This window comes from Campylobacter sp. RKI_CA19_01121, assembly GCF_025771295.1.
GTDB lineage: Bacteria > Campylobacterota > Campylobacteria > Campylobacterales > Campylobacteraceae > Campylobacter_D.
Genome location: NZ_JAKMQA010000009.1, coordinates 20,829 through 39,565, shown reverse-complemented (window position 1 = coordinate 39,565; position 18,737 = coordinate 20,829). Strand labels below are relative to the sequence as shown.

19 protein-coding genes and 1 tRNA gene are annotated in these 18,737 nt (G+C 31.1%); 8 read left to right on the top strand and 12 right to left on the bottom strand.

Annotation, left to right across the window (positions count from 1 at the left end; all coding sequences use genetic code 11):
- Positions 1–16: 16 nt before the first annotated feature.
- Together L8T90_RS06035 and dnaG are read right to left on the bottom strand one after the other, a co-directional pair.
- On the bottom strand, positions 17–1,000 hold the full coding sequence (locus L8T90_RS06035) for an MnmA/TRMU family protein (protein WP_133319009.1): 984 nt from the start codon (positions 998–1,000) through the stop codon (positions 17–19).
- Positions 1,001–1,065: 65 nt separating this feature from the next.
- On the bottom strand, positions 1,066–2,850 hold the full coding sequence (gene dnaG, locus L8T90_RS06030) for a DNA primase (RefSeq protein ID WP_263736991.1): 1,785 nt from the start codon (positions 2,848–2,850) through the stop codon (positions 1,066–1,068).
- A 74-nt stretch (positions 2,851–2,924) separates the two neighbouring features.
- On the opposite strand from dnaG, the gene L8T90_RS06025 reads away from it, so the two are divergent.
- The 6 genes from L8T90_RS06025 to L8T90_RS06000 are packed head-to-tail and all read left to right on the top strand — an operon-like array spanning position 2,925 to position 7,831.
- Positions 2,925–3,887, top strand: coding sequence for a hypothetical protein (locus L8T90_RS06025; RefSeq protein ID WP_263736990.1), 963 nt, complete (start codon positions 2,925–2,927; stop codon positions 3,885–3,887).
- Positions 3,884–4,324: a ribonuclease HI gene (gene rnhA / locus L8T90_RS06020; protein WP_263736989.1), complete on the top strand. Its 441-nt coding sequence runs from the start codon at positions 3,884–3,886 to the stop codon at positions 4,322–4,324. The genes L8T90_RS06025 and rnhA overlap by 4 nt, the downstream gene beginning before the upstream one ends.
- Positions 4,317–4,985, top strand: a complete 669-nt coding sequence (gene rnc, locus L8T90_RS06015) for a ribonuclease III (RefSeq protein WP_263736988.1) — start codon at positions 4,317–4,319, stop codon at positions 4,983–4,985. Before rnhA ends, rnc begins: the two co-directional genes overlap by 8 nt.
- Positions 4,982–6,070, top strand: a complete 1,089-nt coding sequence (aroC, locus tag L8T90_RS06010; protein WP_263736987.1) for a chorismate synthase — start codon at positions 4,982–4,984, stop codon at positions 6,068–6,070. The genes rnc and aroC overlap by 4 nt, the downstream gene beginning before the upstream one ends.
- 54 nt (positions 6,071–6,124) lie before the next feature.
- Positions 6,125–7,168, top strand: coding sequence for a Cj0069 family protein (locus L8T90_RS06005; protein WP_263736986.1), 1,044 nt, complete (start codon positions 6,125–6,127; stop codon positions 7,166–7,168).
- Positions 7,169–7,204: 36 nt separating this feature from the next.
- The gene (locus L8T90_RS06000; RefSeq protein WP_039629140.1) at positions 7,205–7,831 is read left to right on the top strand and encodes a trimeric intracellular cation channel family protein; all 627 of its coding nucleotides are present in this window, start codon (positions 7,205–7,207) and stop codon (positions 7,829–7,831) included.
- 195 nt (positions 7,832–8,026) lie between these two features.
- Here the strand turns inward: L8T90_RS06000 and L8T90_RS05995 are convergent.
- The 10 genes from L8T90_RS05995 to folE all read right to left on the bottom strand — a co-directional run bounded on the left by L8T90_RS05995 (position 8,027) and on the right by folE (position 16,711).
- A tRNA-Glu gene (locus tag L8T90_RS05995) sits at positions 8,027–8,101 on the bottom strand.
- Positions 8,102–8,154: 53 nt separating this feature from the next.
- Complete coding sequence (gene nhaA, locus L8T90_RS05990; RefSeq protein ID WP_263736985.1) at positions 8,155–9,309, bottom strand: Na+/H+ antiporter NhaA; 1,155 nt, start codon at positions 9,307–9,309, stop codon at positions 8,155–8,157.
- Positions 9,306–10,466 (bottom strand): Na+/H+ antiporter NhaA, encoded by a 1,161-nt coding sequence (nhaA, locus tag L8T90_RS05985; protein WP_263736984.1) that lies wholly within the window; start codon positions 10,464–10,466, stop codon positions 9,306–9,308. The genes nhaA (L8T90_RS05990) and nhaA (L8T90_RS05985) overlap by 4 nt, the downstream gene beginning before the upstream one ends.
- 81 nt (positions 10,467–10,547) lie before the next feature.
- Positions 10,548–11,519: an iron-sulfur cluster assembly scaffold protein gene (locus L8T90_RS05980; protein WP_087685319.1), complete on the bottom strand. Its 972-nt coding sequence runs from the start codon at positions 11,517–11,519 to the stop codon at positions 10,548–10,550.
- A 10-nt stretch (positions 11,520–11,529) separates the two neighbouring features.
- Entirely contained in the window at positions 11,530–12,708 is a 1,179-nt protein-coding gene (locus L8T90_RS05975) for a NifS family cysteine desulfurase (RefSeq protein ID WP_115646283.1), read from the bottom strand.
- A gap of 121 nt (positions 12,709–12,829) precedes the next feature.
- Entirely contained in the window at positions 12,830–13,975 is a 1,146-nt protein-coding gene (locus L8T90_RS05970) for a hypothetical protein (RefSeq protein ID WP_263737009.1), read from the bottom strand.
- A gap of 77 nt (positions 13,976–14,052) precedes the next feature.
- Positions 14,053–14,232, bottom strand: coding sequence for a putative motility protein (locus tag L8T90_RS05965; RefSeq protein WP_039619394.1), 180 nt, complete (start codon positions 14,230–14,232; stop codon positions 14,053–14,055).
- A gap of 53 nt (positions 14,233–14,285) precedes the next feature.
- Positions 14,286–14,774: a hypothetical protein gene (locus L8T90_RS05960; RefSeq protein WP_263664075.1), complete on the bottom strand. Its 489-nt coding sequence runs from the start codon at positions 14,772–14,774 to the stop codon at positions 14,286–14,288.
- 54 nt (positions 14,775–14,828) lie between these two features.
- Entirely contained in the window at positions 14,829–16,139 is a 1,311-nt protein-coding gene (gene fliI, locus L8T90_RS05955; RefSeq protein WP_039619391.1) for a flagellar protein export ATPase FliI, read from the bottom strand.
- Positions 16,139–16,711 carry a GTP cyclohydrolase I FolE gene (gene folE, locus L8T90_RS05950; protein ID WP_012662169.1) on the bottom strand — a complete coding sequence of 191 codons (573 nt, stop codon included), beginning with the start codon at positions 16,709–16,711 and terminating at the stop codon, positions 16,139–16,141. Before folE ends, fliI begins: the two co-directional genes overlap by 1 nt.
- A gap of 110 nt (positions 16,712–16,821) precedes the next feature.
- Between folE and tig the strand changes: the two genes are divergently transcribed.
- Together tig and clpP are read left to right on the top strand one after the other, a co-directional pair.
- Positions 16,822–18,141 (top strand): trigger factor, encoded by a 1,320-nt coding sequence (gene tig / locus L8T90_RS05945; protein WP_263736983.1) that lies wholly within the window; start codon positions 16,822–16,824, stop codon positions 18,139–18,141.
- Entirely contained in the window at positions 18,141–18,731 is a 591-nt protein-coding gene (clpP, locus tag L8T90_RS05940; protein ID WP_087699173.1) for an ATP-dependent Clp endopeptidase proteolytic subunit ClpP, read from the top strand. Before tig ends, clpP begins: the two co-directional genes overlap by 1 nt.
- Positions 18,732–18,737: the final 6 nt, after the last annotated feature.

Below are 18,737 nucleotides of genomic sequence, written 5' to 3'. Positions count from 1 at the left end.
CCCTTTAAAGGGTAGTTTAATTTATAAAATATTCTTGAATTTTATTTTTATCTTCAAAAGCCATGCTTTGGAAAATTTTATCTTTAAAGCCTATTTTGTATTTTGTATTATTTTGAGTTTTAGCATAAGTTAGTGCTATGCTTAGAGCAAGTTCAAGATCTTGTGGATTGATGTTTTCATCCACCAAAGAATAAGCACCTATTAAATCAAAAAGTTTTAATTCTTCATATTTTTGAGTTTTTAATTCTTTTAAAAATTGATTTTCTAGCTCATTTCTACCCACTATCATTTTAGAGCCATTTGGAAGTCTTAAGTGGCGTCCGTATTTTAAAAGTTGAGCATCATTAACTTGCATATTTTTATCAAATTTAATGAAATCTTTGATTTTATTTGAAAAACTCTCAAGTGTGAGCAAACATCCACCACCTGGACTTTCAAAATCTTCAAAACCAAATTTGGCAGCTAGTTCAAGTTGTCTTTTTCTACTTCTTCCACTTATGTTTTCTAACTTTTCTCTATCAACCCAACCTTCACGCTCAGGTTTGGTTAGAGGTAAATTTTTAGCACACATTGGACGCAAGATTAAATCTTCTTCATCAAGAGCTAGTTTTTTAACCTTGGCCATAGCATCATTTCTTTGACTCATTGGGCGTTGACCAACTACTTCCCCTGTGATGATAAAACTTGCATTTTCATCTTTTAACATAGAAAGAGCAGTTTTAAACATAAAAGCATGACAATCTATACAAGGGTTAAAATGTTTTCCATATCCATATTGAGGGTTAAATAAAACTTCTTGCAAATATGCATTTCTTACATCTATCATCTCAAAACTAGCTCCTGCCATGGCAGCGCGCTTTGCCATGAGTTCGCTTTTATCGCTTGTGCTACCAAAGCCTATATTGATATTTAAAGCTTTTACTTCTATACCTTGAGAGCTTATGAGTTTTATAGCAAGCATAGAATCAAGCCCACCACTAAAAAGTGCTAATGCTTTCATTTTTTCCTTTCGAAATTTTTGGCATATTGTAATGAATATTTTTTAATTTTTGTGCAAGTTTTTATTTAAAAAACTTCTTCTTCAAAGTTATAATGAATTGCTTTTTTATCTTTGATATTTTTTTGTAATCTATTTAAAAATAATTCCAAGCTTTTCTCATCATCTAAAAAATGCACGCTTTTTAAAACTTCTATCAAGTGATTAAAAAAAACTTCATCATTTTGATAGCTTTTTTTGATTTTTTCTAAATTTTGATTGAGTAAATTATAAATTTGTTTTTTAAAGGCTTGTTTTAAATTTAAACTTTTTAATTTATTAAAATATGCAAGGTTGATCTTGCAAATAGCATATAAAAATTCTTCTAAATTGCTTAAGTTTTTGATATTTTCAAATTCATAAAGCTCTCTTATACTAGGATCTTCAAAGTTTTTTTGTTCTAAAATAGCTTTAGTAATATCTTGGTGTAAAAAATATTCTTTTGTGCTTAAAAGCTTAAAAAGCCCTATGGTTTCATTATTTTCATATAAAAATTTCAAAAGCTCTAACTCGCTTATATTGTTGATTTTACTTTGTTTTATAGGATTAATGAAGCTTATTTTTCTTGTATTTTTAGAAAGTTTAATATCATTAATATTTACACCCAAAAGATTTGCTACTAAAGTAGTGTAGGAATTTGCTATTAAAGGCTCAAGGTTAAAAGTGTATTTTTGTACCTCTTCTAAAGCCTTTTGTTTGCTAAGTGCTGAGTTTAAATCACAACTTGCAATCAAGCTTCTTATATAAAATTCTCCAAGTTCTATACCTTTTTCTAAAATATTAAAAAGTAATTTTTCTTGATGGCTTGCTACAAGTTCAGCCGGATCTTTTCCACCTTCTATTAAGACTACTTTTCCATCAATTTTTGCTAAACTTAGCAAATGTGCTGAACGCACAGCGGCATTAAGTCCTGCATTATCATTGTCAAAACACAAAATTACTCTTGCTTCTAATCTTTTTATTAAAGGTATGTGATTTTCACCCAAAGCTGTTCCCAAAACCGCTACAGCATTTTTAAATCCTGCTTTATGAAAGGCTATAGCATCCATATAGCCCTCACAAATTATCATTTCTTTTTGTTTATAAATGGCATCTTTTGCTAAATTGAGTGCATAAAAAACGCGTGATTTATCAAAAAGTTTGCTTTGGGGAGAATTAACATATTTTGCCATATTTGTTTCATCTAAAGTTCTACCACCAAAGCCTATAAGCAAATTTTTATGATCATAAATACTAAAAGTAATGCGGTTGATAAAACTTGCATAAGCGCCATTTTCATTTTGTTTTATCGCACCTACCTCTAAAGCTTCTTCTTGAGTGATTTGCTCATTTTGTAAAAGTCTTAGTGTTTCATTGGAACTTGGCGCAAAGCCTAGTTCAAAGGTTCTAATATCCTCATCATTTAAGCCTCTTTTATAAAGATAAGCTAAAGCTTCTTTGTTTTTAGCTAGGTTTTGTTTGTAAAAAGCATTAAGAGTAGGCAAGATATGAATGATGGATTTTTTATTATCTTGTTTTTGCGAGGTATAAGTAAGTGAAAAATTACTCCATGAAGCAACTTTTTCCACCGCTTCAACAAAGTTTAATTTCTCATAATCCATTACAAATTTAAAAACATTACCCCCAGCCTTGCATGCAAAACAATGATAAAATCCTTTAATAGAATTAATATGCATACTAGGATTTTTATCATCATGAAAAGGACAAACGCAAACATAGCTTGAGCCTTGTTTTTTTACTTCAACATAATGAGCTATGATATCAACAATATCTGTTTTTTGTAAAAGTTGTTCTATACTTGCTTGTTCTATCATCTTTAAACCTTAAAGAAAATTATATAAGCATTTAGCTATAATTGTTATAAATTTGAAAATTAAGTTGTAAGGTTATGGATTTTTTCTTTGTAGAATACCGCGATCCTTTATTTGGTCTTATTGTTTTGACTGCTTTGGTTTTTATCATAGCTAGCTCACATTATATATGGCGTATTTTTGCAAGTAAAGACCAAAAAAGCAAACTTGATCGTTTTGTAAAAAAATTTGAAATTAATTCCACACACCAACAAATTTTAAAAAATGCCAATTTAAGCATAGAAAATTTAAATTTCTTAGCTCAAATTTTTACCAAAAGTGGTGAATTTGAAAAAGCTGTGGGGATTTATCTCATAGCTTTGCAAAAAGCAAATGAAGCAAGCCAAAAAGAATTTATCTTTTTTTCACTAGCACAAGTTTATCTAAAAGCAGGATTTTTAGAGCGTAGTGTAGAAGCTTTGTTAAATGCCTTAAAAATTAAAGCACGCAATAAAGAAAGCTTAAAACTTTTAAAAATTGTTTATTTAAAACTCAAAGATTATGACAAGGTTTTAGATGTTTTAGAGTGTTTGTTTGAGCTAGGAGAAAATATATATGCAGAAAAAGCCTTGATAAAAGCTTTAAAAATTCAAGCAAGTTCTAAAGAGCAAAAACAAAAACTAAAAGAAATTTTAGCTTTGAGCAAGGATAATGAATATATTTTAAGACTTTGCTTTTTGCATTATAAAGATAAACTTACTCAAATGCCTCAATTTGAAAATGTCATTGATTTGCTTAATGAATGCAAAAGTCCGCTTAATCTTGAAGATGAAAAATACCATGAGTTTTTTTATGCAAAAAATTTAAGCACAAAAGCTATTCCTATCAAAAATCATAAACTAAAAATTTTAAAAATTTTAAACGATAATAAGCTAAGTGCAAATCTTAGCTTTACTTATGTGTGTAATAATTGTAAAAATCAAAGTCCTTTGTTTTTTTATCATTGTCCATTTTGTTATGAATTTGGAAAATGCGAGATTTATTATGAGGTAAAAGCTTGAAAAATATTGAAATTTATACTGATGGTTCTTGCTTAAATAACCCTGGCTTTGGAGGGTGGGCTTATGTTTTAGCTTATAAAAATCATCAAAAAGAACAAAGTGGGGCGTGTGAGAATACAACAAACAACCGTATGGAATTAATGGCTATTATAGAGGCTTTGAAAGCTTTAAAAGAACCATGTGAGGTAAAGTTATACACAGATTCAAATTTAATGGTACAAAGTATTAATGAATGGCTTGAAGGTTGGGTAAAAAAAGATTTTAAGGGTAAAAAAAATATTGATCTTTGGAAAGAGTATTTAAATGTAGCTAAAGATCATAAAATAACTGCTTTTTGGATCAAAGCACACAATGGCCATGAATTAAATGAGCGTTGTGATGAGCTAGCAAGAAATGCAGCCTTAAAGCTCCAAGAAGAAAGGTCAATAAATGCTTAAAAAACTCCAAGAAAGATTAAATTATCATTTTAAAAATGAGCAATTGCTTATCGAAGCTTTGACGCATAAAAGCTATAAAAAGCCTTATAATAACGAAAGATTAGAGTTTTTAGGTGATGCTGTAATGGATTTAGTAGTAGGGGAGTTTTTGTTTTTTAAATTTCAAAAAGACTCAGAAGGAAATCTTTCTAAACTTAGAGCAGCTTTGGTGAATGAAAAATCTTTTGCAACTTTAGCGCAAAAACTTGATCTTGGAGCATGTATTTTTATGTCTATTGCAGAAGAAAATAACGATGGACGCAATAAACCTTCCATACTTTCTGATGCTTTTGAAGCACTAATGGGGGCTTTGTATTTAGAAATAGGTTTTGAAAAAACTAAAAATATAGCATTAAATTTGCTTAATGAAGTTTATCCGCATATTGATACACAAAGTTTGTTTAAAGACTATAAAACAAGACTTCAAGAAATTACACAAGCAAATATGGCAGGCACACCTGAGTATGTTGTAGTAAAGGCTTTTGGGCCTGATCATAAAAAGCAATTTGAAATCGCAGTGAAAATTCAAAGCATAGAAGTAGCAAGATCTATAGCAGGTAGTAAAAAAGAAGCCCAACAACAATGTGCTAAAATCGCACTTGAGAAATTAGGAAAACTATGAATAGCTTTGGAGTAAGATTTAAATTTACAAGCTTTGGCGAATCTCATGGTCAAGCTATAGGTTGTGTGATAGATGGTATGCCAGCAGGGGTGAAATTTGATTTTGATTTTTTGCAAGAAATGCTAGATAAAAGAAAGCCAGGTCAAAATAAATTTAGCACTCCTAGAAAAGAAGGAGATAAAGCTCAAGTTTTAAGTGGGGTTTTTGAGGGTTATACAACAGGAACTCCTATAAGTGTTTTGGTGTATAATGAAAATACACGCTCAAAAGATTATGAAAAAGATGTATTTCGTCCTGCACATGCTGATTTTACTTATTATCATAAATATGGCATTAGAGATTATAGAGGCGGTGGAAGAGCTAGTGCTAGAGAAAGTGTAGCAAGGGTAGCAGCAGGTGCTGTGGCACAAATGCTTTTAAAAGAATTTGACATAGAGATAATGAGTGGAGTTTTTGGGGTAGGAAGTATTGATAGCAAACTTAGCAATGATGAGTTTGATTTTGATTGTGCTAAAAATAGTGAAGTTTATGCTTTAGATAAAAATTTAGAGCAAAGTTTTAAAGATGAAATTTTAAAAGCTAAAAAAGCTAAAAACAGCATAGGTGCTAGAGTTTTTACTAGAGTAAAAAATCCTATCATAGGCTTAGGCGAGCCTTTGTATGATAAGCTTGATTCTAAACTTACTCATGCGATTATGGGGGTAAATGCGGTTAAGGCTATAGAAATAGGAAGTGGTTTTCAAAGTAGTTATATGTATGGAAGTCAAAATAATGATGAACTAAAAGATGGGGTGTTTTTAAGCAATCATAGTGGTGGGATCTTAGGCGGAATTTCTAATGGGGATTTTATCGATATAAAAACATATTTTAAGCCAACTCCTTCTATATTTTTACCCCAACAAACGCAAAATACTCAAGGAAAAAATGTTATACATGAGTTAAAAGGCAGACATGATCCTTGTGTGGGTATAAGAGGCAGTGTTGTGGTAAATGCTATGGTAGCAATTTGCATGGCTGATGCTTTGCTTTTAAATGCAAGCTCAAATTTGCAAAATTTACAACGAGTTTATGGAAAAAACAAATAAAAATTTAATACTTATTTAGATATGATGATAAAATATCTTTAAAAAGGGAGAAATATGAAAAAAAATATTGTGTTTTTTGAAGTTAGAGGTGGTAGCGATAAAGGTGAAGATGGCCATAGAAAAGATACTATGCCTATGGTAAATGCCTTAAAAGAACAAGGTTGGAATGCTGAGGTTATCTTTTTTGAAGTAGAAAAAAAAGATGAAATTTATGAATATGTAAAAAACAATGCCGATGCTTATGTTTCTAGAATCAACCCTGGAAATTTAAAAGAAGAAAACGAGTATTTTGATATGCTTAGAAAACTTTGTGCAAATGGTGTTATAGGTATGCCTCATCCTGATGCGATGATAGGATATGGCGCTAAAGATGCGCTTACCAAGCTTAATAAAACGGCTTTAGTACCTGAAGATACTTATGCGTATTATGATATCAAAACTTTTAAAGAAAGTTTTCCAAAAACTTTAGCAAAGGGTGAGAGGGTTTTAAAACAAAATCGTGGTTCAACGGGTGAGGGAATTTGGCGCGTGAGATTGATAGATGAGCTACCAGCAGGGGCTGTGAGCGTGCCATTAAATGCAAAAATCAAATGCACAGAAGCAAAAGATAATCACACAGAAGAAAGAGAGCTTGGTGAGTTTATGGATTTTTGTGAGCAATACATTATAGGTGATAATGGTATGCTTGTAGATATGACTTTCTTACCGCGTATTAAAGAAGGTGAAATTAGAATTTTAATGCTTTATCATACTCCAATTTATGTAGTGCATAAAAAGCCTGCAGAAGGTGCTGATGCATTCTCTGCTACACTTTTTTCAGGTGCAAAATACAGATATGATGAGCCAAAAGATTGGCAAGGATTGGTTGATTGGTTTTTAGCAACCTTACCTGAAATTCGTTCAAAACTTGGAAATTATGATATTCCTTTGATTTGGACCGCTGATTTTATCTTAGATACAGATGAAAATGGTAAAGATAAATATGTTTTAGGTGAGATTAACTGCTCTTGTGTAGGATTTACCTCTCCTGCTGAATTTGTTGATCCTATTGCTAAAAAAGTAGCTCAAAATATCATTGATATCGTAAGTAAAAATTAACCCTTGTTTTAACAAGGGTCTTTTTGAAAACTCATTATGCTTTTAACTATACTTTATATTATCGGAATTACTGTTGATGCAATGACAGGAGCTATTGCTGCAGGAAGACATAAAATGGATCTTTTTGGAGTGATATTTATAGCTTTAGTAACAGCTATTGGCGGAGGTTCTATTAGAGATATTTTACTTGATCATCATCCGCTAACTTGGATTAAAACTCCTGAGTATGTGATTTTAATTTGTGTTGCAGCTATGATTACAACAAAAATTGCCAAATATGTTATAAGGCTTGAAAAACTTTTTTTGATTTTAGATGCTATAGGTTTGGTTGTTTTTAGTGTTTTAGGCGCACAAATTGCAATACAAATGGGGTATGGTTTTATAGTGGCTGTGAGTTCAGCTGTGATTACTGGTGTGTTTGGTGGGATATTAAGAGATATATTGTGTGCTAGGATACCACTTGTATTTCAAAAAGAAATTTATGCGGGTGTTGCTATATTAACAGGGGCTTTGTATTATATATTGTATATTTTAGGCGTAGATGAGTTGTGGGTAATTCTTGCTTCATTGATTGTAGGAACCATAGCAAGACTTTTGGCTATATATTATGGTTTAAGTTTGCCTATATTTTCTTTTAAAGATGGAGAAAATAAAGAAAGTTAAAATTCTATCTTATAAACTCTTAAAGGATAAGCCTTATTATCCATAGTATTTTCATAAAATCTTACAAGCTTGTCAGTAGGTAAATTTATTTATATTTTTTACTTTTAGAATATTTATTTGATGTATTGGTTATAAATTAAGCTTAGTTATGAAAAATTATTATTTTTGATATTTTTGTAATTAGAAGTTAAAAAGTGGTGACCCATACGAGACTCGAACTCGTGTTACCGCCGTGAAAGGGCGATGTCCTAACCGCTAGACGAATGGGCCAAATATTAAATAAGAAATGAAATTATATCTTATTTAATTTAAAAAAAACTTAATTATTTTACAAAGCGCAGATAAAAATAGCCAAATACACCCGAAGCTAAGGAAGCTAGTAAAATAGCAAAATTATCCACAAAATTAAATATATCACTTACTTCATAGGCAAGGGCGTCTATAAAAAAGCTCATGGTAAAACCTATACCTGTGAGTATGCAAACTCCATAGAGTTGTTTAAAATTAGCATCTTTTGGTAGTTTTGCAAGTTTAAATTTAATTGCCATATAAGCAAAGCCAAATACACCTAGTTGTTTTCCAACAAACAAGCCTAAGAAAATCCCTACACTTACACCGCTAAATAGCATATGTACTTCAATTTTTGAAAGATCAACCCCTGCATTGGCAAAAGCAAAAAGTGGTAGTATTATAAAAGCTATCCAAAATTTTAAACCATGCTCGATTTCTTCTAATAAAGCATGGTTGTTTTTTGTATATACAGGTATAAATAAAGCTGTGATAATACCTGCTAAAGTTGCATGCACTCCACTTTTTAATACACTAAGCCAAAGTAATGCTCCAAGTATATAATAAAATGATTTTCTTTCATTACCCAAGCGATTAAGTAAAAATAGACCCACAATACAGCAAAAGGCAACAAAAAAGGCTAAAGTTGAAAGCTCTCCTGTATAAAAAATAGCAATGATTAAAATAGCTCCTACATCATCAAAAATCGCTAAAGATACTAAGAATATTTTTAAAGAACTTGGTATGCGTTGTTTTAGCATTGTAAGTATAACTAGAGCAAATGCAGTATCAGTTGCCGTTGGTATAGCCCAACCTTTTAAAACATAAGCATCGTTAAAATTGATAGCGCAAAATATCAAAGCAGGTGCAACTATACCGCCTATAGCAGCCATTAAGGGTAGGGTAATATTACTAAGAGTTTTAAACTCTCCTTGAACAAATTCTTTTTTTAATTCAAGTCCTATGGCAAAGAAAAAGATTGCAATAAGACCATCATTAATCCACAATAAAGAAGGCTTAAAAAGTTCCCAAGCACCTACTTTTACACCCATTTCTACACTTAAAAAATCCATATAGTGTTGTCCATAAGGACTATTTTTAAGTAGCAAGGCAAAGATCGTTGCTAATAAAAGCAACAATCCTCCTAAAATTTCAAGTGATAAAAAGTTTTGGAAACTTCTTAATTTCATTTTTTAAAACTATAAATAAGTTTTAGGTAAACATATCCAACTATAGCGCTTAATAATGAAGCTACTAAAATTGCAAGTTTGTCTGAATATGCAAAAATATCACTATTTTGATAAGCTAGGCCATCTATAAAAAAGCTCATAGTAAAACCTATACCTGTGAGTATACAAACCCCGTAAAGTTGTTTGAAATTAACATTTTGTGGAAGTTTTGCTAGTCCTAGTTTTATACTAATATATGAAAATAAAAATACTCCAATTTGTTTTCCCAAAAATAATCCTAAAATAATACCTAAGCTAACCGAAGAAAACATAAAGCTTGGATCCATATCTTTTAAATCAACTCCCGCATTTGCAAAAGCAAAAATAGGCAAGATGAAATAACTCACCCAAGGTGCTAAGTCGTGTTCGATTTCTTTTAAAAAAGACTCACCGCTTTTTGTTTGAAGTGGTATAAATAAAGCAGTAATCACACCTGCCAAAGTTGCATGCACCCCACTTTTTAACATGCTTATCCAAAATACTATAGCTATTATGATATAAAAAGATTTTTTGGTAACATGGAAGTGATTTAGCAAATAAAGCGCTAGAATACACACCAAAGCAGCAATCATAGCAAAAACTGAAAGTTCGCTTGTATAAAATAAAGCAATTACAATAATCGCGCCTAAATCATCAAAAATAGCTAAAGAAAGTAAGAATAATTTTAAAGAAGTAGGTACTCTTTTGCCTAAAAGCATTAAAATACCAACCGCAAAAGCTACATCAGTAGCCGTTGGTATAGCCCAGCCTTGTAAAGCAAAATGATCCTTATAGTTAAAAAACGCAAAAATCAAAGCAGGCACTATCATACCGCCAAGTGCAGCAAATACAGGTAAAGACATAGCCTTTATACTATTGAGTTGCCCTCTTGTTACTTCATATTTTAATTCAAGTCCTATGGCAAAGAAAAAGATTGCAATAAGTCCATCATTAATCCATAAAAGTAAAGGTTTGAAAATTTCTAAACTTCCAGCTTGAAAGCCAAAAGGAATATTTAAAAAGTTAGTATATTGATCCGTTAAAGAACTATTTTGTAAAATGAGTGCAAGTACGGTAAAAAATATTAGTAAAACACCAGGAAAAGTTTCACTTTTAACAAAGGTTTGAAGTCTTTGCATAAATAGCCTTTTTAAATTTTTATTAACGTGTTATTTTAACATAAAAAGGCTTGAAATTTAAAGTTTAAGCAGAAAAACTGCTTAAACAGGTATAACGCGTATATTTGGACTAAGTTCTTCTTGTAAGATATTTTCTATAGCATATAAGGTTGCACCACTCCCACTTGAACAGCCGCTACATGCTCCAAGATAACGTATATATATATCTATATTTTTATTGTCACTTTTTTGGATATCAATTACTTCTAAATCTCCACCGTCTCCATGTAGCATAGGACGCACATCGCTATCTAAAACAGCCTCTACTGCTTTTAGTTGTTTAACCATGGTCATATCATCAAAAGCAATATCTGTTTTACTTTGATCTTTTAGCTTTTCTCTTTCCATTTCAGCCCTAGTTTCAGCTAAAATATCTACAAGATAATAATCTTTTTTCTCATGTCCTCCAGGCTTAACACAAGATTTACAAAAAGCACCTGCTTTAGTAAATTGCGTGATTTCTTCTACTGTATGTAAATCATTTAGTTTGATTACTTCTTTGATAGTTCCAAGGCTTACCCTAGCACACTCACAAACTATGATTTGATCTTCAAAATCCTCAGGATTAACACCTTTATAATGCGCTGCAGCTTGTTTGATAACATCATAAGCCATAACTGAGCAGTGCATTTTTTGCGGTGGAACTGCAGGAGTTTCAGGGTTATCTCTCATAGCAAATTCAACATCTAAATTTGTAATTTTTACAGCCTCATCTACGGTTTTACCTATACAAAGATCAACCATAGTATCACTACTTGCTATCGCTGTACCACAGCCAAAACTTTTAAATTTAGCATCAATGATTTTATCAGTTTTTTCATCTACCAACCAATAAAGTCTAACTGCATCACCACAGCTTTCAGCTCCAAAATCTGCAACAATAAGTTTTGCATTTGCTTTTTGTGCATCTTCTTGTGTGAATTCGCCCATATGTTGAGGGTTATTCATTCTATCTTGTACTTTTTGAGAATACTCATCCCAAATTGATCCGCCAATTAAATTATTCTTTGCCATTTTTTATCCTTTAAATATTTTCAGGCTTATATGCATAAGTACTTGAGATTGCTCTAAGTCTTTGTGTTGCTTTTTTTATTTGCTCTGCTGCATAATCAATTTCATCTTCTGTGTTAAATCTTGATAAAGAAAGTCTTAGGGCAGTATGAGCTAAATCATTTTCAGCACCAATTGCCTCCATGATAGGATTACTCTCAAGTGCTTCGCTAGCACAGGCTGAACCGGTGCTTGCTGCTATACCATTTTTGTTTAAATCCCAAAGCATAGCCTCGCCTTCTACGCCTTTAATGCTTGCTAAGATGGTATTAGGAACCCTTCTTGATCTATCTCCAACTACACTTGTATCAGGCATAGCTAAAATTAAATCTTCTAATTTATCTCTTAATCTTCTAATGTGTGAGTTTTCAAAATCAAGCATAGTATTTGCAATTCTTAAAGCTTCTGCCATTGCTATAATATATGGCACATTTAAAGTTCCGCTTCTTCTACCACCCATATGCTCACCACCATGTAAAAGCGGAGTTAATTCTATATCTTTTTTAATATAAAGTCCACCTACACCTTTTGGACCATGGAATTTATGTGCAGAAAATGAAGCAAAATCAACCCCAGCTTTTGCAAAATTAACCTTGATTTTCCCAACAGCTTGAGTTGCATCAGTATGAAATAATGCTCCATATTCATGAGCAATTTGAGCCATTTCTTCTATAGGAAAAATCATACCAGTTTCATTATTTGCCCACATAATGCTTACTAGCGCAGTTTTATCTGAAATAGCTTCTTTTAAATCTTTTACACTAGAAACACCTTCATGATCAACGCCAAGTTCTATGACTTTTACTCCTAAAGATTTTAAAAACATAGCACTAGCTGCTACTGCAGGATGTTCTACACTAGAAATAATTACTTCATTTCTATCGCTATTTAAAATTCTATCAAAATACACACCTTTTAATACCCAATTAATACTTTCTGTAGCACAGGAAGTGATAATGATATCATCTAAATCGCTTGCTCCAAGTCCTGCATAAAGTTTATCCATAGCTTCTTTTAAAGCAGGATGAGTTGCACTACCCCATTGATGAAGACTGTTTGGATTGCCATAATGTTCTTTTAAAAAAGGTTTCATAAGCTCATAAGCTTCTGGTGCGAGCTGTGTTGTTGCATTGTTATCTAAATATACTTTCAAATTATACTCCTTTAATTAGGATAATTTTTATCTTTTTTGTTAATATACACTAAAATGTTAAATTTAACATTAAACTAAATGGATTTAACTTGTGTAAAATTTTTTATTATTTTAGCACAAGTTAAGCCATTGCATTTAAATATGAGTGTAAAATTTTATTAATGCTTGCTTGTCTTTTGCGATTTTCTAAAAATTGAGTATCTAAAAGTTCTTTTTGAGTATTAATTTTTTCAAGATCGATATTAGAATCATTTTGATTAAACTCTTTTTTTAAAGCTTCAAAATCTTTGCTAATTTGCTCACTATAAAGACTATAAATAGAACTTGAATTAGCAAATTCTTGCATGTTGATACTGTGTTGATAGTTAATGTATTGTTGAAAGAAAACTGAAAGTTTATCTTCTGTGGTGTTGTTTTTATCTACTCCATTGATATATAAATATAAATCAAAACTCATTTTTTCTTTATTGCTTTCACTTAGATAATCTTGCATGCTCATTTGACCTCTCATGAGTTTTTGAAAATTTACATTAGAAGACATATCTAACTCAATAGGAGTTAAAAAGAAATTGGCCTTTTGATTATTTTGTTCTTTTAAATCATGATAAATATAATTAAGCAATAATCCACTTTTAGAAACTTCGCCTTGTCGGTTTAGATAAGGTCTTATGATAGGATTGCTAGCCGTGTTTTCAATGCTCGCATTGAATGCAAAGTCTCCTATTTTGTTATCAAGCATTAAGGTATTGAGATTTTTATTTACTTCTTTTGCATTTTGTAAACTTTTGGCATTTTCATAAACTTTTAAAATTTTTCCTTCATAAGTATAGCTATAACCTTGATTTAATTCTGAAATTTGTGCTTTACTTAAAAAATTATTATCATTTTTTTGAAATTCATGATTGATGGTTTTTAGTGTATTATGATAAGTGTTTAAAAGTCTTGGTAAGTCTATTTTGTTATAGTTTAAATTTTTATCAAGTTTTATAAGTTGTTTTGAAATTTCTCTTATACTTTTTATATTAATATCATAATCAAGAGGCAAAGCAGCCGTTTTATTAAGATCTTTTTCAAAAAAACCTTGCTCGTTGATTCTAAAACCAAACTCGCTTGCATAGCTTACTTCATAATCTAAATTAGAACCTTTTATATCAAGTAAATCACTTTTAATATTGGTATTTTCTTTTTTTTCTTCCGCGTGTCCAGTCTTTGCAAAAGGATAATTTGCAAAATTCTGATACGGATTGACATTAGAATTTACAAACATAACTCTTCTCTTCAAAAATATTGCTTAGCCTTAAAAAAGCAAAAGCTATGCCAAAATTTTTGAATCGAAGAGAAAAATTAAGCGTAAATGTCAAGCAATCCTGAACTAGTGCTAGGAGTAGTAGTTGGAGCAGGGTTTGCATTTACGCCTTCAAGTACTTGCATTACTGCATTTTCATTGGCTTCTATGGTTTTTTTCATCATAGTAGTTGCAATGTTAAGCATTAAACTTGCTTGGTTGTTAGTAACTTCGCCCATAACATACTCCTTTTGTTTGGATTAGTAGTATTATCGGCAAAGTTTGGTTAATATTAAGCTATATTATAAATTTTTGATAAGTAGTGATTGTGAGTGTTTTCTTTTGCTTCAAGCATATCGATATAGTTTTTAAACTCATCCATATCTTTAAAAAGATTTTTCATGGTAGTGTTAATTTCGCTAGAAAAATTTTGAAGATTGCTTTGTGTTTTTAAATATCTTTCTATTTGATAAATTCTAGCGATTTCTCTTTCATATTCATCTTGAGTTATTCTTTTTGCACTAAATTCTGCATTTAGTATTTTTTTATCATTGATAATAAATGATTTTTTTTGATTATTAATTTTAAATTCAACGATAAATTCTTCTTTTGAATTAATAATTTTTAAGTATTTTAATTTAGCTTTATTTTCTAATAAAAGATAACTTATACACTCTAAAAACATATGTGTAAAAATTTCTCTTTCAAAGATATTTTGACAAATATCGGTGTATTTTAAACCCAAGCTTTGTTGATGATCTAAAAAAGCTATATTTGACATGATCCATCCTTTTTTCATGACTTTTTATCATAAAAAAAGCAAAAATCATTCCAATTATTGCATATCAATCATCTTTAGCATATTGATAGTATCTTCAAATTCAAAACTTTCTTCAGGATTTTGACTTAAAAATTGTTGCATAAAGTCTTTTTTAGCGATAGCCTGATCAAGTTCTTTATCAGTGCCTTTTTGATAAGCACCAATTCTAAGTAAAACCTCATTTTCTTTAAGCAAAGAATTTAAACGTTTAAATTTTCTAGCAGCTAGTTTGTGTTCATCACTAATAATATCACCCATAACCCTTGAGGCTGAATTTTGTATATTTATAGGTGGATAAATTCCAAAGTCAGTAAGTTCGCGACTAAGCACTATATGCCCATCAAGTATTGATCTGCTTTGATCAGCTATTGGATCACTCATATCATCTCCATCAACCAACACGGTAAAAAATGCTGTTATAGTGCCTTTACCTTCTTCTTTTCCTGCGCGCTCCATAAGCTGAGGTAAAAGACTTAAAACGCTTGGCGGATAGCCTTTTGTTGTAGGTGGTTCACCTAGAGCTAGGCCTATTTCTCTTTGAGCCATAGCAAAACGCGTTACACTATCCATGATAAATAACACATCTTTGCCTTGTTCTTTAAAATACTCAGCCACACTCATAGCGCAAAATGCTCCGTATTTTCTCATCAGCGCACTATCATCACTTGTTGCAACGATTATGACAGTATCATCAAGTTTACCACCAAGATTTTTTTGTATAAACTCAGGAATTTCTCTACCACGTTCCCCGATTAAAGCTATGACTTTAATCGGAGCTTTGGAATTTTTTACTATCATGCCCATAAGGGTTGATTTACCAACCCCGCTTCCTGCAAAAATCCCAAGCTTTTGTCCTACCCCACAAGTTAAAAGCGCATCTATTGTTTTAACTCCTACTGGAAAGACTTCCTCTATCAAACCTCGTTTCATTGCATCAATAGGTGCACGCATAATAGGCATAAATTTACTCGCCTCAATAGGTCCTTTACCATCTTTTGGTCGCATAAAAGGATCAACCACCCTTCCTAAAAGTTCATCGCTAACTCCTATTTGCATACCCGCATCATTAATAAAAGCACGATCGCCTATTTTAAAACCTTCCACAAAACCAAAAGGACTTAAATAGCTTAAATTCTCATCTACTTCTACCACCATAGCCATAGCTTCTTTACTCTCATCTTCACTAGAAACTATTTTAATGATATCACCTATGCTAGTTTTTAAGCCATTTATTTCTATACTAGTGCTTGAAATTTTAGTAATTTGTCCAAAAACACTAGCAAGATTTTGTGAAGCAATTTTGCTACGAAGTTTTTCTAAACCCATTAAAATCTAACCTGTTTTGCTGAGTTAATTAAAGTGAAAAATTCTTTTCTTGTTTTTTCACTTTTTAAAAAGCTACCTCTTAATGCTGAAGTACTAGTAGTAGAATTTGCCTTTTGTACTCCACGCATTTCAACACACATATGTCTTGCTTCAATAACTACCCCAACGCCTTTTGCACCTACATGTTCCATTAAAGCTTCTGCGATTTGCTCTGTAAGTTGTTCTTGAATTTGTAAGCGTCTTGCAAAAACTTCTACAAGGCGTGGGATTTTACTAAGTCCTACGACTTTTTTATCTGGTATATATGCAACATGCACGCGCCCAAAAAAAGGCAAAAGATGATGTTCACAAAGACTATAAAATTCTATATCTCTTACTAAAACCATTTCATTGTTTGAACTTTCAAATAAAGCATCATTTAGTATTTGTTTTGGATCTTGTTTATAACCGCTATTTAAAAATTCAAAAGCCTTAAAAACTCTAGTAGGAGTTTTTAAAAGTCCTTCTCTTTGTGGATTTTCCCCAATAATCTCTAACATATTTTTTACTGATTGTTCAAATTTTTCTTGCATTTTTTCTCCATCAAAAATTAAAATTTTAACATATTTTTATTTTTATATAAAGTGATAAGGAAAATTTTGGTATATTATCAAAAAATTTTATTTAGAAAAGGGAAAATATTATGGAAGTTACAGCAAAACTAATTGATTTTGCAAATGCAAATGCTACTGTGAAAATTGCTCAAGGAGCTATTAAAGCAGAAGTTGAAAAATTAGCTAAAAAAGCATCTAGAACTATGAAAATGGATGGTTTTAGAGCAGGAAAAGTTCCTGTTGCTGCTATACTTAAAAGATATGAAAAAGAGCTTACAAGAGATGCGGAGCAAGATCTTTTAAGAAATGCTGTAGATGGTGCTTTAAAAGAAGTTAAAAAAGAGGCTAAAGATTTAGTAGGTGAGCCGTATTTTGAAAAATTTGATAGAAAAGATGGTGCTATTGAGGCTCAAATGGTATTATCTTTTAGACCAGAAGTAAAATTAGATGGATATGAAGAACTAATTCCAACTTATAATACACCAAAAGTAACTCAAAAAGAAATTGATGCAAAAAAAGAAGAATTATTAAAAAGATTTGCTACTCCTGAAGCGATTAAAGAAGCAAGAGCTTTAAAAGAAGGCGATTTTACTAAATTTGATTTTGAAGGTTTTGTTGATGGTAAAGCTTTTGATGGTGGAAAAGCTCAAAATTATGTTTTAGAAATTGGTTCAAAACAATTCATACCAGGATTTGAAGAAGGTATGATTGGTTTAAAAGCAGGTGAGGAAAAAGATATTAATGTAACTTTTCCAAAAGAATATGGCGCAGCGCATTTAGCAGGAAAAGATGCGGTATTTAAAGTAAAAATTCACGAAATTCAAGAACTTAAATTACCTGAGTTAAATGAAGAGCTTTTAAAAAGCTTGTTACCTGAAGAAAAAGAACCAAGTGTTGAAAAATTAGATGCAAAATTAAAAGAACAACTAAAAAATGAAAAAATCTTTAAACTTATCAATGATGAGCTTAAAAATCAATTTGCAGAAGCTTTGGTAGCTAAGTTTGACTTTGTTTTACCAAGAAATATAGTAGAGCAAGAAACAGATATGCAATTTAGAAGCTCTTTGAGAACTTTAAGCGAAGAAGAATTAAAAGAATTTAAAGATGAGGCTAAATATAAAGAAAAAAGAGAAAGTTTCAAAGAAGATGCACAAAAAAGCGTAAAATTAACTTTCATTGTAGATGAGCTAGCAAAACTTAGAAATGTTACAGTAAGCGATCAAGAATTAATCCAAGCGATTTATTTTGAAGCTTATAGATATGGCTTTAACCCACAAGAACATTTAGATAATTATAAAAAACAAGGTGCATTACCTGCTATTAAAATGTCTTTAATTGAAGAAAAACTTTTTGCTGATATTTTCAAAAAAAACGATAAAAAGAAAACTGAAAAAGAAAGTGAAAAATAATGAGCTCATACATACCTTATGTGGTTGAAAAAACAAGCAGGGGCGAAAGAAGTTATGATATTTATTCAAGACTTTTAAAAGATAGAATTATCATGCTAAGTGGCGAGATCAATGATGATCTTGCTGCTTCTATTGTAGCTCAGCTTTTGTTTTTAGAGGCTGAAGATCCTCAAAAAGATATTTATCTTTATATTAACTCACCAGGTGGGGTTGTAACCAGTGGATTTAGTATTTATGATACGATGAATTATATTAAAGCTGATGTAAGTACTATTTGTATTGGTCAAGCTGCTTCAATGGGTGCATTTTTGCTTAGTTGTGGTGCTCCAGGGAAAAGATTTGCTCTGCCAAATTCAAGAATTATGATCCATCAACCACTAGGTGGTGCAAGAGGGCAAGCAACTGATATAGAAATTCAAGCAAAAGAAATTCTAAGATTAAAAGCGATTTTAAATGATATTTTGGCTAAAAACACCAAACAAAAACTCTCCAAAATAGAAAAAGACACTGATAGAGACTTTTTTATGAGTGCTGTAGAAGCTAAGGAATATGGCTTAATCGATAAGGTTTTGGAAAAAAGTTTTAAATAAGGAAAA